At 43.3% G+C, this 12326-nt stretch carries 15 protein-coding genes; 10 read left to right on the top strand and 5 right to left on the bottom strand.

Annotation, left to right across the window (positions count from 1 at the left end; genetic code table 11):
• The first annotated feature begins 202 nt into the window (after nucleotides 1–202).
• On the top strand, nucleotides 203–1051 hold the full coding sequence (locus tag PX482_RS18485; protein ID WP_002763416.1) for a M28 family metallopeptidase: 849 nt from the start codon (nucleotides 203–205) through the stop codon (nucleotides 1049–1051).
• Between the two features lie 352 nt (nucleotides 1052–1403).
• Here the strand turns inward: PX482_RS18485 and PX482_RS18490 are convergent, their stop codons facing one another.
• From PX482_RS18490 to PX482_RS18505, 4 genes are all read right to left on the bottom strand, one after another.
• A complete protein-coding gene (locus PX482_RS18490; RefSeq protein ID WP_012266738.1) occupies nucleotides 1404–1820 on the bottom strand; it encodes a putative toxin-antitoxin system toxin component, PIN family in 417 nt (138 codons plus the stop codon).
• Entirely contained in the window at nucleotides 1810–2046 is a 237-nt protein-coding gene (locus tag PX482_RS18495) for a hypothetical protein (RefSeq protein WP_002799399.1), read from the bottom strand. The genes PX482_RS18490 and PX482_RS18495 overlap by 11 nt, the downstream gene beginning before the upstream one ends.
• A 485-nt stretch (nucleotides 2047–2531) precedes the next feature.
• Nucleotides 2532–3224 (bottom strand): helix-turn-helix domain-containing protein, encoded by a 693-nt coding sequence (locus tag PX482_RS18500; protein ID WP_288094729.1) that lies wholly within the window; start codon nucleotides 3222–3224, stop codon nucleotides 2532–2534.
• Between the two features lie 13 nt (nucleotides 3225–3237).
• Nucleotides 3238–3519 carry a ParB N-terminal domain-containing protein gene (locus tag PX482_RS18505; RefSeq protein ID WP_002763410.1) on the bottom strand — a complete coding sequence of 94 codons (282 nt, stop codon included), beginning with the start codon at nucleotides 3517–3519 and terminating at the stop codon, nucleotides 3238–3240.
• 115 nt (nucleotides 3520–3634) lie between these two features.
• On the opposite strand from PX482_RS18505, the gene PX482_RS18510 reads away from it, so the two are divergent.
• The 4 genes from PX482_RS18510 to PX482_RS18525 all read left to right on the top strand — a co-directional run bounded on the left by PX482_RS18510 (nucleotide 3635) and on the right by PX482_RS18525 (nucleotide 9853).
• Complete coding sequence (locus PX482_RS18510; protein WP_288094730.1) at nucleotides 3635–5398, top strand: SWIM zinc finger family protein; 1764 nt, start codon at nucleotides 3635–3637, stop codon at nucleotides 5396–5398.
• A gap of 301 nt (nucleotides 5399–5699) precedes the next feature.
• Nucleotides 5700–7811 carry a bifunctional arginine dihydrolase/ornithine cyclodeaminase gene (argZ, locus tag PX482_RS18515; protein ID WP_288094731.1) on the top strand — a complete coding sequence of 704 codons (2112 nt, stop codon included), beginning with the start codon at nucleotides 5700–5702 and terminating at the stop codon, nucleotides 7809–7811.
• Nucleotides 7812–7958: 147 nt separating this feature from the next.
• The gene (locus PX482_RS18520; protein ID WP_287669827.1) at nucleotides 7959–8345 is read left to right on the top strand and encodes a Pepco domain-containing protein; all 387 of its coding nucleotides are present in this window, start codon (nucleotides 7959–7961) and stop codon (nucleotides 8343–8345) included.
• On the top strand, nucleotides 8345–9853 hold the full coding sequence (locus PX482_RS18525; protein ID WP_288094936.1) for a GUN4 domain-containing protein: 1509 nt from the start codon (nucleotides 8345–8347) through the stop codon (nucleotides 9851–9853). The genes PX482_RS18520 and PX482_RS18525 overlap by 1 nt, the downstream gene beginning before the upstream one ends.
• 92 nt (nucleotides 9854–9945) lie before the next feature.
• Here PX482_RS18525 and PX482_RS18530 read toward each other — a convergent pair whose 3' ends face one another.
• On the bottom strand, nucleotides 9946–10737 hold the full coding sequence (locus tag PX482_RS18530; RefSeq protein WP_149974946.1) for a transposase: 792 nt from the start codon (nucleotides 10735–10737) through the stop codon (nucleotides 9946–9948).
• 215 nt (nucleotides 10738–10952) lie between these two features.
• Between PX482_RS18530 and PX482_RS18535 the strand changes: the two genes are divergently transcribed.
• The 5 genes from PX482_RS18535 to PX482_RS18555 all read left to right on the top strand — a co-directional run bounded on the left by PX482_RS18535 (nucleotide 10953) and on the right by PX482_RS18555 (nucleotide 12121).
• A complete protein-coding gene (locus PX482_RS18535) occupies nucleotides 10953–11153 on the top strand; it encodes a hypothetical protein (protein WP_016516387.1) in 201 nt (66 codons plus the stop codon).
• Nucleotides 11147–11359, top strand: coding sequence for a RelB antitoxin-like protein (locus PX482_RS18540; RefSeq protein WP_002763396.1), 213 nt, complete (start codon nucleotides 11147–11149; stop codon nucleotides 11357–11359). The genes PX482_RS18535 and PX482_RS18540 overlap by 7 nt, the downstream gene beginning before the upstream one ends.
• Nucleotides 11346–11618 carry a type II toxin-antitoxin system RelE family toxin gene (locus PX482_RS18545; protein WP_288094937.1) on the top strand — a complete coding sequence of 91 codons (273 nt, stop codon included), beginning with the start codon at nucleotides 11346–11348 and terminating at the stop codon, nucleotides 11616–11618. The genes PX482_RS18540 and PX482_RS18545 overlap by 14 nt, the downstream gene beginning before the upstream one ends.
• Before the next feature lie 81 nt (nucleotides 11619–11699).
• Complete coding sequence (locus PX482_RS18550) at nucleotides 11700–11909, top strand: DUF6887 family protein (RefSeq protein ID WP_288025962.1); 210 nt, start codon at nucleotides 11700–11702, stop codon at nucleotides 11907–11909.
• Nucleotides 11910–11914: 5 nt separating this feature from the next.
• Entirely contained in the window at nucleotides 11915–12121 is a 207-nt protein-coding gene (locus PX482_RS18555; protein ID WP_012267433.1) for a type II toxin-antitoxin system HicB family antitoxin, read from the top strand.
• Nucleotides 12122–12326: the final 205 nt, after the last annotated feature.

Genomic DNA, 12326 nt, shown 5'->3' on the forward strand with positions numbered 1-12326 from the left:
ATTCAGGTACTTTTTCCCTGAAAATTAGGTAATTGACCAGGTGAAAATGGGTAAAACCCCACACCCCACACCCCACACCCCACACCCTGCCACCAGGAAAAACTTTTTCAGCAGACCCTAATTAACAATTATTATTCTCCCCGATTTTTCCCTCAGTTTCTCTATCCATTGGCTCTTTTGATTAAATTATCTGCTGCTATCAATGTTTGATCTTCTTAGCGATCGCTTAAGCCAACACCTAGAACAAATTGTCCGAGAAAGAAACCCTTTTTTCTCTAGTCAAGGACATTTTTATGTGCGAGAATACCTGCGACAAGAGTTAGGCAATTGGGGAAAGGTTGAATCACATTTTTTCTCATTTCAGGGAAAAGTTTACGAAAATTTAATCTTAGATTTGCCTAATAATAGTCAAAAACCACCGATTTTAATTGGCGCTCATTATGACACGGTGCCAGGGTCGCCGGGGGCTGACGATAACGCCACGGGATTAGCGGTATTATTAGAATTAGCGAGGTTTTTTGGGGAGAATCAGGCTAATTATCCAATTCGTTTAATTGCCTTCGATCTAGAAGAATACGGATTACTGGGGAGCATTGCCTACGCAGAAAAATTAAAACAAACTAAGCAGGATTTAAGGTTAATGTTATCCTTAGAAATGCTCGGTTACTGTGATAAAAATCCCCATTCTCAAAAATATCCAGCTTTTCTAGAATATTTTTACCCCAACACTGGGGATTTTATCGCTTTGATTGGCAATCTCAAAACCCGCAAGGATTTAAATTTTCTCAGTCGAGTCCTGCGAGAAAATCAAACTCCCTGCGAATGGTTGCCCGTAATTTTTGGAGGTTATATCGTCCCCGATACTCGACGCAGCGATCATTCTCCTTTTTGGAGTCGCGGTTATTCGGCAATTATGGTGACAGATACGGCTAATATGCGTAATCCCTATTATCATAGTTCTCAGGATACAATCGCTACTTTGGACTTAAATTTCCTAACAAGAGTCTGTCAAGGTCTTTGTTTTGGATTGCAATCTTTACCGATGAGATAAAAGTTAGCGTTAGCGTAACGCACCAATCCCAGTTAAGTAGGTAGGCGTTAAAAGTTGTCAGATCCCCCCGCCTATCGGCACCCCCCTTATTAAGGGGGGCAGGGGGGATCGAACCTAAAATCCATTTTTAATTTAATTATAACCAGCTACTTAGAAACCCAACATTATTGACGACATTGGTGTGGTTGGGTTTCGCTCAAGCGTCACTAATATTTGACAGACAAAAGTTATTATTGCTCAACCCAACCTACTACTTAAGTCACTTGTCTTGGCAAAATTAAAGTCTATCCCGTGTTTTTCGATATCGATGTTGTTCTTTCGATCATCTCACTCAAACTGGATTTTTTGTACTTCACCGCCGAACAATTTTTAAAAATTCCCTTGGTGTAACGATCTCTGTTTTCCCATAGCGTTGCAGTATAAGCAAATCATTGTCACCAGTAATGAGATAGCGTGCTTCCCCACTGGTTGCCAGATTTAGGAATTTATTATCGTCTCGATCTCGGCAAATTTCAGTGTGGTCAGTAGGTCTAATCAGCAGCGAAATTTCCAAAATTCTTACTAGCAGTTGTCGGCGCTGCTCCAGTGTAATGTACCTCTCGAACTTTGGGAGAAGAAGTTTTGTGACCAACTCGCCTATGGTTGCGGGACTTTGCAGAATAATAAAGTTATTAATCGCGTATTCTACAGCCAAAGCTGGTGTTGTCGTACTGCTTAAGGCGAAGCTTATAAAGACGTTCGTATCGATAACTATGGGTTCACGATTCATCTACTAAAAGCTCTTCCAACTTCTCATCAGTCAATCCCTGACTCTTGGCATAAGCACGAATTTCATTCACCACTTCCATCAAGGCTTGGGTGGTTTCCTCCTGTTCGTTTCCCGTCATCTCATGATTCTCGATGGTGAAATCGACACACGCATGAGCAGACAAACCTAACTGCTCGATCGCTGTGGGGATTTCGCTAATTTTAACGTTTCGGATCGTTGCTTTCATATTTTCAAAGTAGCACAAATACAAATTGAATTATTATTCTTCAGCTTGTAGGTTGGGTTGAGCGATTTAATCCTTAGGAGAAAACTGCTCAATTCAATGGTTTGAGCGAAACCCAACATTCTTGACGATATTGGTGTGGTTGGGTTTCGCTTAAGCGTCGCTAATAGTAGTATCCTAACATCGGCAACAAATAAACCTCCGCAAACCATCTGTAACCATTGCTGGCGAACAGAATTTCGTTGGACGATCAGTAATGTGGTCAAAACAGTTATCGTAGGGCGTTGACATATTTTTCCCTCCGAATCATATATCATCTTAACCGTTCAGAGGGCGTTTATCAAGCCGCCATTAGTTTTGTAATGGGGATTTATGTCCCGCTCCAAAAACTTTTCGTCTTAAGGCGAGGTTTTAGACCCGATTTTTTCGATAAAAGCAGACCACGGGGGAATTTTTCACAGCACTAAAGCTCTGGAAGAATTATCACTTTAAGCGGTGACATTTTCTGTTTCTGCTGGTTGAATTTCCGGCATTTCTACTTTAATTAAACTCACTCTAGCACGATAAAGTAGTTTTTCCCCATGACGATAGCCCCGATAACGAACTAGAACGGGTGTACCGATTGCTGCTTGACCATCGATCAATTGATGGATTTGCGGATCATAACTAACATGATCACCGACACTGTCAATTGGTTGCACTCCCCAGCGCTCCAGTAACTGCATAATCGGTTTAACTAGGGAGAGGATTTTGACGGCTGCTAGGTCGGGATTTTTGCGGGCAACGGCCTCGGCCGTGGGCCATTGAACTAACCAAGATTCGATCGCTTCGATGCTTTGACGTTGAAATTCTGCGGCTAATTCGTCTTTTTGCTTGTCTAATTTTTGCTGTAAATTCTGATACTCTTGTTCGAGAATTTTTGATTCCCCTGAACGATCCTCTGTCCCCATCGTCGGGATTTGAAAATGAGCGAGAAGATCGCTAACTGGCAGCTGCAGCGCATTAGCTAATTTCACCAAAGATTCAGAGGATAATTTGGCGATTAAACCATGGCGAACTCTCTGCAATTGCCAAGAAGATAGACCCGATAACCGACTCAATTCTTCCAGATTTTTACAGCCAATTTCTGCCATTAACTGCTCTAATTTTTGCCGATGATATTTATATAAGGACTCATTCATGGGACTTCTCAGCTTAAGCGATGTGTTTAGCTAAAACGGATTTAGGAGCGCGACGAACTCGACAGAGAATTGTTTCTTTACCGAGACGCTGATGAGCTGCAAAGCGATGGCAACCGGAAAAACCGTAGTATTGACCATCCACCTCCAAAACATCGATCGGTTCTCGTAATCCCTCCTCAGCGATCGATTGCATCAACTGATTAACTTTTTCGGGATCGGTTTGTCGCGGTAAAGGACGACGAATTTGGGACAGAGGAATGTTTTTAATTTCCATACTGTCTTTACTATAGCACATTTAGGCTAAACTGAAGATAAGTTGACTCGGTTGCTGATGCAGTGGTCTGTCTCGGTGCTGGCAGTTTTCTTGACACAGACAAGATTTTATCACCCAATCCTCTCCTTTTCTGACTATGACTATTCCTCCTATCAATGAAAAAATTATCCGGCAAAATAGCACCAATGCTTCCTATCAGCGCGGTCAATATTATTACGATAGCGGTGCAGTTATTTCTCTTTGGCAACGGGGGCAAAATCTGCAAGCTTTAGTGAATGGTAGTGAGGTTAAACCCTATCGAGTTGCCATGGATTTTAACCAAGATAATCTTGAGAATGTCTCCTGTTCCTGTCCCTACGATTACGAGGGTTGGTGTAAGCATATTGTGGCGGTTTTATTAACCTGTTCTCGTCAACCAGAATTAATTATTAAAAAAGCCTCCCTAGAGGAGTTATTGACACCAATCGATGAAAGTAAATTAAGAAAATTACTTAATCATTTAGTGGCTAAACACCCAGAAATTATCGAGACAATTGATAAGTTTTTATTGCCAGCTACCCCAGTTAATAAAGCGGGAGGGAAGATAACTATTAATGTCAAAGCTTATCGTAATACTGTCCGTAATGAACTGCGGCAATCCCTGCGAGCGATCGAAGAAGATTACTACGAAGAAGATCCAATTTCTAATGAAATTTATGCCCTAGTGGATGAGTCCCAAGATTATTATCAAAAGGGAGAACCGGATAATGCGATCGCTATTTTAGAAGCAATTATTAGCGCCTGTATCGAGGAATGGGATAATTTAGAAGATTACGGTGCTGTCAATGATGATTTAAGTGCCAGAATCGATCGAGTTTTAACTGGGGCAATTTTAAGTAAAGAATTTAATCCCCAAGAAAAGCAAGATTTAAGGGAAAAAATGGAGCAATGGCAGCATGAATGGAGTGCCGATTTTGAGATGAGTTTAGCGGCCTTACAACAGGGATGGGACGATCCAGTTTTAGAGAAGATTTTACGGGGAGAATCGGCTAATTTTTCAGAAATGTGGTCAGATAATATCCCCGATTATGCCCAAACATTAACTTCTATTCGCTTAGAAATTTTCGAGAAACAGGAAAAAGATCAGGAATATTTGAATCTAGCTTTAGCTTCAGGACAAGTGGTAGAATACCTAACTAAGTTAGTCTATCTTGATCGCATTGACGAAGCGATGGCAGCGGCAAAAAACATGATAACTAAAAACGATGAAGCCTTCTTTTTTGCCAAAGCTTTACGGGATGAATCCGCACCAGAATCCGCCCTAATAATTGCCCGAAGTGGTCTAAATTTCCCAGGAAATTATTATTATCAATTAGCTCTCTGGACAAGTGAACTAGCGCAATCTTTAGGGGATATAGATACAGCTTTGGCCGCTAGAATTAAGGCATTTCAAGACCAACCTTCCTTTTCCCATTACCAAAAAATTGAGTCTTTAGCGGGGGAAGATTGGCCCGATTTAAAATTAGACTTGTTAGATTACTTGCGCGAGTTTAGCGGTGGACGTTCCACAGAGGCTAAAATTGATATATTTCTCCACGAAAATTTAGTTAGAGATGCAATTAAAGTCGTTTCTGATAATTCCTATGTGCAGTCTCACCTAATTTGGCGGATAATGGATGCGGCTGCTACCGTCGATCCTAACTGGGTGATCGATCGCGCACGTCCTCCTGCGGAAAAGATACTCGACGAAAAAAAGGCTGATCGCTACGAAGAAGCGATTAAATGGCTAAAAAAAGCTCGTAATGCCTTTTATATGTCGGGAAGACGGGAAGAATGGCAAACCTATCGAGAAAATTTAATTAAGGAACACGGACGCAAATCGAAATTTATGGGGTTATTTAAACATCAGGATTTACAATGATTTAAGCTTCTAAGCTAAGACCCATTTTAACCGCCTATCCTTAGAGCAGCTGAATCTCCCCCACCCCCCCCTACCCCCCGACATCGGGGGGGGTTGCCTCTTGCCTCATCTCCACAAGCAATTTAAATACTTAACAGCTTCGCCGTCAGTTATCGGCTAAAATCAGGCTGTTTTTAGCTTGTGGCGCAGGAATTGTCCTAATCTTAAGTCTGTGATGTTTCGACGCAAAGTAGAGTATAATGGAAGATTGGTCTAAACTTATCTCCAGACTACTTATACTGAATATTCATTGTCAAAAAATATGACTGAAACTATTCGCTTTTTGATGTGTTCTCCCGATCATTACGATGTGGATTATGTGATTAATCCTTGGATGGAGGGCAACATTCACAAATCTTCCCAGGAAAAAGCTAGGCAACAATGGCAGCAGCTTTATCATGTTCTCAAAGATCGGGCGCTCGTGGATTTAGTCACACCAGAAAAAGGCTGGCCTGACATGGTTTTTACCGCTAATGCAGGTTTAGTTCTGGAAAAAACTGTCGTTCTCAGTCGCTTTTTACACAAAGAAAGACAGGGAGAAGAACCCTATTTTAAGCAGTGGTTTGAAGATAACGGTTTTACGGTTCACGAACTGCCCAAAGATTTACCCTTTGAAGGTGCAGGAGACGCATTATTAGATCGAGAAGGACGTTGGTTATGGGCAGGATATGGCTTCAGAACTGAGTTAGATTCCCACCCTTTAATCGCTAAATGGCTCGATATCGAGGTTTTATCCCTACGTTTAATCGATGAACGTTTCTATCACCTCGATACCTGTTTTTGTCCCCTTAGTGGCGGTTATCTACTCTACTATCCCGATGCTTTTGATGCCTATTCTAATCGGTTAATTGAGTTAAAAATTCCCGAAGAAAAACGCATTATCGTTGAAGAAGCCGATGCGGTTAACTTTGCTTGTAATGCAGTGAATATCGGTGAAGTAATCGTCATGAATAAAATTAGTGACGATTTACAACATAAGTTAGTGTCAAAAGGGTTTGAAGTGGTACAAACTCCCCTGACAGAGTTCTTAAAAGCAGGAGGAGCCGCTAAATGTTTAACCCTGCGTACCACCGAACCCTTAATTCCAGACCATCACGCTAATGTCACCATTGAAAGTCGCATTCTCCAGCTAGAAGGTCATCTGCTCGACGCGGGAATTATGAATAAAGCTCTCGATGTTGTGGTGGGAAATGGGGGCAGCTTCAAGGTTTTAAACTTCACCTTAGGGATTGAGCGCCAAAGTACCTCCTCGGCCGAAGTGCGCGTTTCTGCACCCTCTCACGAGGTAATGGAGGAGATCATGGTACAATTGATCGACCTCGGTGCGGCCGCTCGTCCTCAAGAAATCTGTGATGTCAATACCGCAGTGGTGGCACAAGATGGGGTCGCTCCCGATGATTTTTATGTCAGCACCATCTATCCCACGGAAGTGCGGGTTAACTGTGAATGGGTGCGGGTGGAAAATCAACGCATGGATGCAGCCATCGTCGTCACTGAAAGTCCGGAAGGCAAAACGGCGAAATGTACTCTCCTGCGGGATTTAAAAGCTGGCGATCGCGTTATGGTGGGAGTTGAGGGCATCCGTACTATCCGACAGGCGGAATCCAGGGAACAACGCAACAGCACTCAGGAATTTACCTTTATGGGTGCGGGGGTTTCCAGCGAGCGCCGAGTCGAGTTAACCGTGGAGCAGATTGCCTGGGAAATGCGTAAAATTCGCGACCAGGGCGGTAAAGTGGTAGTAACGGCAGGTCCGGTGGTCATTCACACTGGAGGAGCGCAACATCTCTCCCGTTTAATCCGCGATGGTTACGTTCACGCTTTACTGGGGGGAAATGCGATCGCAGTTCACGACATGGAACAGGCGATCATGGGTACTTCTTTAGGGGTAGATATGCAGAAAGGCATCCCCGTGCGCGGTGGCCATCGTCACCACCTCAAGATTATCAACCTCATCCGTCGCCACGGCAGCATCGCCAAAGCTGTATCGGCCGGGGTATTGACAAAAGGCGTAATGTATGAATGCGTCAAGAATAATGTCCCCTTCAGTCTAGCTGGTTCAATTCGCGATGATGGTCCGCTTCCGGATACGGAGATGGATTTAATTAAAGCACAGGAAGAATATTCCCGCTTAATTCAAGGTGCAGACATGATTCTCATGCTCTCTAGTATGCTCCATTCCATCGGTGTGGGCAATATGACACCGGCGGGGGTAAAAATGGTCTGTGTTGATATTAACCCGGCCGTGGTGACAAAATTAAGCGATCGAGGTTCTGTAGAATCCGTGGGTATTGTCACCGATGTGGGTTTATTCCTGAGTCTGTTAACCCAACAGTTGGATAAGTTAACCCGTCCCTTGGTAGAAACGGTTTAAAACCAATACTCTAAAACATAAAACTTATGAGCTTTGGGGGTATTTAAACCCCCTTTTTTGGGACTATTAACCCCTATCTCTATAGGTGAGTTAGCAATGGGTAACTAGAATAATAAAGGAGAACCATTGCCGAAAAACGAGAGCGCTATGCCAGAAGAAACTATTTGGATTATCACCGCAGAAGATACCCCCGTCACCCCCGATAAAGATGCGAAAGGAAACGACACCTATGACAATCCCTGGGACACGAGGAAAACTATCACCGAAGCTGCGACTCGCGGCGTAAAAGTGAGCATAGAGAAGTTAGAGACAGAACTCTCCCATTTTCTCCAGCTTATCGGCAAAGTCTTCAATCAAGCACAGAAACAGGTCAACGAGCAAACCGGTTTTAAACTCGATGAAGTAGAGCTTTGCGTAGAGATTACCGGAGAAGGTGAAGTAAAATTGTTAGGGACGGGGATTAAGACCGGCACTAAAGGCGGATTAACCCTAAAATTCAAGCGAGACGAGAAAAACACACCGACTGCGGACTAATGGCGAACTGGGCATTTATCATCGGCATTACAGCCTATAAACAGGGACACTTTAACAAGCTAGATTGCGCCATCGAAGACGCGAAGGCTATGTTTCGCTATTGTAAAGAAGAAGCCAAGTTTGACATGGTTTTCCTCTTTACCGATGATTCTGACCCCATTAAAACGCCTAGCGGTACTTTTCTAGAAACGAAACCCACCGCCACAAATTTAAAAATCTTCCTCCATGAATTTTTCGAGTCCCCGCAGTTGGAGACGGGGGATAACTTCTGGTTTTTCTTCAGTGGCCACGGATTACGACATCAGGAACAGGATTACCTCGTTCCCCACGATGGACACTCCCAATTGCTCCCAGATACCACCATTTCTCTCACCTATCTCACCCAACGCTTACGCAAATGCGGCGCGGATAATATCATTCTGTTGTTGGACTCTTGCCGGAACGAGACGCGATTCGGCAATAAATCCGCGGGAGGAAAACCCCAACAGGGAGTGATTACCATCGCTTCCTGTAGTCCGGGGGAAGAATCCTATCAAATTCCCGCTTTGGGAATGAGTTCGTTTACCTACGCGCTTCTGGAGGCTTTGCGAATTGAGGGGGAAAGGAATTGCGCGACGGTGGAGAGACTTTGTAATCATCTATTCCATCGAGTTCCGGAAATCAACCGACAATACAACAAACCCCCGCAGACTCCCCACTCCACCGTCGAACCAAACTACAAGAATCATCTGATTCTGTTACCGAAACAAGCAACTATCACCGATATCGCGTTACTGCGAGAGGAAGCGTTAGATTTAGAAGGTGACGGGAGACTAGAAGAAGCAAAACAGTTAATGAGGCGAGTATTAGCCTTAGACCCCACGAATCCGAAGGTTTTAAAAGTTTATGACCGGATTACCCTGAAACTAGCACAACAACCCGTCCCACCTTCCCCTAAAACGGAACCGATAAATCGCGAGTCGGCGAAAACGATAACAGAAACCCCGAAACCCGCAGCACCGAAACTGGAAGAAATCGAACTAAAAAGTGCCAAAGGAATCGATTATCGGAACTTAGAGGATTTATTAAAACGGCAGCAATGGAAGCAAGCGGACGAAGAAACCGCAAGAGTGATGCTACAGGTAGCTAACCGAACAAAAGAGGGATGGCTACGGGTAGAAGATATCGATAATTTTCCCTGCGAGGATTTGCGAACCATTGACCAATTATGGGTTAAATATAGTGGCGGTCGCTTTGGTTTTTCCGTGCAGGCGAAAATCTACCGCGAACTCGGTGGGACGCGGGAGTATAATGAAAGAGTTTGGAACGCTTTCGGAGATAGAGTAGGCTGGCGAGTGAATAATATCTGGATATACTACGGATATGTTACTTTTGACCTAAAAGCACCCCTAGGACACCTCCCTACGTCGTCTAGCCATGCGTGGGAAGAGTTGATTGGAGAAGTGGGGTGGGTGATGGGGGAGGGGGTAGGGAGTGAGGGATTTCTTCTCTCGCGTCGAGACTTGTAAAATGTAACATATAAAGGTTACAGCCAATTTTTAAGAATTGTATCGGGTTGATTTTCCACGAAGCCTTGCGGGTTCTTGGTTTTCGATACCTGTCACCCAGGCCCCCCGTCCGGTCTGCGACATGATTGTAGTATGTCCCCGGCGACGCGGGGGTTGTAGGCGTTGGCAAAAACGAACTGATCCGCCACCGCGAGAATTTCTGGGGTGACTTCCTCCCATTCCTCCCACCAGAGAGACAATTGGCCCGGAGAGGATTTTTTAGACCTTTTCTTCGGCTTTATCCCCGCGAGTAGCTTACTTCCCCAGTGGTTGCGGGTTTCCGGTTTCGGTCGCGGCCGGTATTTCTTGCAGAATCCGCGATATTTGGCCGCGCATTCCTCTAGGGTTTCTCCCAGACTCAAAAACGCAGGATGCCAAGTGGTTAAGCCATCGTCTCCGAGTCGGTCATAGACCCCGTAATCGCTAAAATCGTAGAAGAATCCGACTTGGACTCCCGCAGCCTTCGGATTGGCGTGAATATAGCGTAGGGTATTCAGCGCTCGCTTAGTATCCGTGGTGGGAAAACCGCTACTGTGATAGCGTTTCTCCCAGAAGTGACCAGTTCGATTCAGCATTCGGTTAAAACACATGGCGGTGTACCAGTTCAACCAGTGCATAATTTTGGGTAAGTCTTCCGCGTCTTTCGGTTCGATGAGATAGTGAATATGGTTACTCATCACACAGAGCGCGTAGAGTTTGAATCCGTACTTTTCGATCGCTTTTTTGATAGCGTAGAGTAATACCTGTCGGCATTCTAGACGGGTCAGGCGAAATTCTCGGTTATTACAGCGAATGGTTATATGATAGGAATAGCCTGGGATTAGTTCTCGTTTTGCTCGTGACATTTTGCGTATTTTTCCCCGCGAGGACTTGTAGAATATAACACCTAACAGAAAGATACCGCTATCTTTATCCTGTCCGCAACTTTTATCTGTTAACATGGAACTGTAAACATATTACTAATGCTCAAATTCAGAAAAAACTTCTCAATATATGCGCGGATTTCGGCTACAAATTACCGCTAATCTGTACACCTTACGAGTTAATGGGAGAATGAGCCATGTGGGAAGATGAAATACTCGAAGAAATTCATAAGATTAGAGAAGAACACGCCAAGTCTTTCAACTACGATATAAAAGCGATTTGCGCCGATTGGAGGGAGAGACAAGCGAAAAGTGGTAGAAAATTAGTTCGGTTAAATACCGCCCAAAACATGACAAAAAATAGCGAAAATGATACTATTGAGAGAACCAAATGCTAGAAATTAACAAAAGCTATGTATTAGACAAAGATCAAAAGCCGATTGCCGTTCAGATTCCCATTGCTGAATTTGAAAAAATCGAAGAAATCCTAGAGGATTACGGACTGGGAAAACTCATCGAAGAAGTTGAAAATGATCAAATCCTAGACAAAGAAAAAGCCTTACAATATTTAGAATCGCTTAAAAACAAAAATGTGGAAGGTTGAATACAAAAAGAGATTTTTAAAAGAATTAGCCTCTTTGCCAAAAGACATACAATCTCGCGTTGAGTTGATCGTATTTTCCGAATTAGAAACTGACAATCCTTTTGAATTAGGCTATCTCGATAAAATGAAAGGACATAAAGATAAATATAAAATTAGAGTTGCAGATTATAGGATTGGCCTGACTATTGATAAACCCAATCAAACCATCATCTGTCAACGGGTCGCACATCGTAGAGAAATTTACAAAACTTTTCCTTGATAGAAAAATACCGCTATCTTTATCTGTCAATTGCTTTCTAATCATTTTAATCGATGAACAGGGGAATTGGAACTTTGAATTATGAAAAAATCACCTTCGGAAATGACTAACGCAGAACTCCGTCAGTATCTTTCGGAACATCGAAATGAAGAAGCTATTTTTAGTGAAGCACTAGAAGTATTATTAAGCCGAAAAAAAGACGGGTTTAAATATCCCGCACCTCAAACGATGTCCTATAAAGAAATAGCAACGATTTTCAAGGAAAAATTAAATCAAATAATTGAGGAATAGAAATCGTGCGTTATGCGATTATTATCGAAAAAGCTGAAAATAACTATTCCGCTTATGTTCCCGATTTACCCGGTTGTGTTACTACCGGTAAAACCCTAGAGGAAATCACAGAAAATATGAAAGAAGCAATTCAATTTCATCTGGATGGTTTACAAGAGCAAGGGCTGCCAATTCCCCAACCAGCCACCTATTGCCAGTATATCGAAGCGTAACCGATCACCTGCATCCTGTCTGCAACTTTTATCTGTTAAGTAGCTGGTTATAATTAAATTAAAAATGGATTTTAGGTTCGATCCCCCCTGCCCCCCTTGATAAGGGTAGGGCTGTTTCATTCTCCCATCAGAATATCAAAAGTAAAAGCGATCACTGTCAGGTAAAATGAGAAGTGAACGCGAACTTTTGAAAGATATGTTGAGC

It is taken from the genome of Microcystis sp. M53602_WE12 (assembly GCF_030065455.1).
Taxonomy (GTDB): Bacteria; Cyanobacteriota; Cyanobacteriia; order Cyanobacteriales; family Microcystaceae; genus Microcystis; species Microcystis aeruginosa.

Bases quoted from the DNA above. Each gene is read 5' to 3' on its own strand.
- PX482_RS18485 (WP_002763416.1), top strand. From the start codon at position 203: ATGTTTGATCTTCTTAGCGATCGCTTAAGCCAACACCTAGAACAAATT.
- PX482_RS18490 (WP_012266738.1), bottom strand. From the start codon at position 1,820: ATGAATCGTGAACCCATAGTTATCGATACGAACGTCTTTATAAGCTTC.
- PX482_RS18495 (WP_002799399.1), bottom strand. From the start codon at position 2,046: ATGAAAGCAACGATCCGAAACGTTAAAATTAGCGAAATCCCCACAGCG.
- PX482_RS18500 (WP_288094729.1), bottom strand. From the start codon at position 3,224: ATGAATGAGTCCTTATATAAATATCATCGGCAAAAATTAGAGCAGTTA.
- PX482_RS18505 (WP_002763410.1), bottom strand. From the start codon at position 3,519: ATGTGCTATAGTAAAGACAGTATGGAAATTAAAAACATTCCTCTGTCC.
- PX482_RS18510 (WP_288094730.1), top strand. From the start codon at position 3,635: ATGACTATTCCTCCTATCAATGAAAAAATTATCCGGCAAAATAGCACC.
- argZ (WP_288094731.1), top strand. From the start codon at position 5,700: ATGACTGAAACTATTCGCTTTTTGATGTGTTCTCCCGATCATTACGAT.
- PX482_RS18520 (WP_287669827.1), top strand. From the start codon at position 7,959: ATGCCAGAAGAAACTATTTGGATTATCACCGCAGAAGATACCCCCGTC.
- PX482_RS18525 (WP_288094936.1), top strand. From the start codon at position 8,345: ATGGCGAACTGGGCATTTATCATCGGCATTACAGCCTATAAACAGGGA.
- PX482_RS18530 (WP_149974946.1), bottom strand. From the start codon at position 10,737: ATGTCACGAGCAAAACGAGAACTAATCCCAGGCTATTCCTATCATATA.
- PX482_RS18535 (WP_016516387.1), top strand. From the start codon at position 10,953: ATGTGGGAAGATGAAATACTCGAAGAAATTCATAAGATTAGAGAAGAA.
- PX482_RS18540 (WP_002763396.1), top strand. From the start codon at position 11,147: ATGCTAGAAATTAACAAAAGCTATGTATTAGACAAAGATCAAAAGCCG.
- PX482_RS18545 (WP_288094937.1), top strand. From the start codon at position 11,346: ATGTGGAAGGTTGAATACAAAAAGAGATTTTTAAAAGAATTAGCCTCT.
- PX482_RS18550 (WP_288025962.1), top strand. From the start codon at position 11,700: ATGAAAAAATCACCTTCGGAAATGACTAACGCAGAACTCCGTCAGTAT.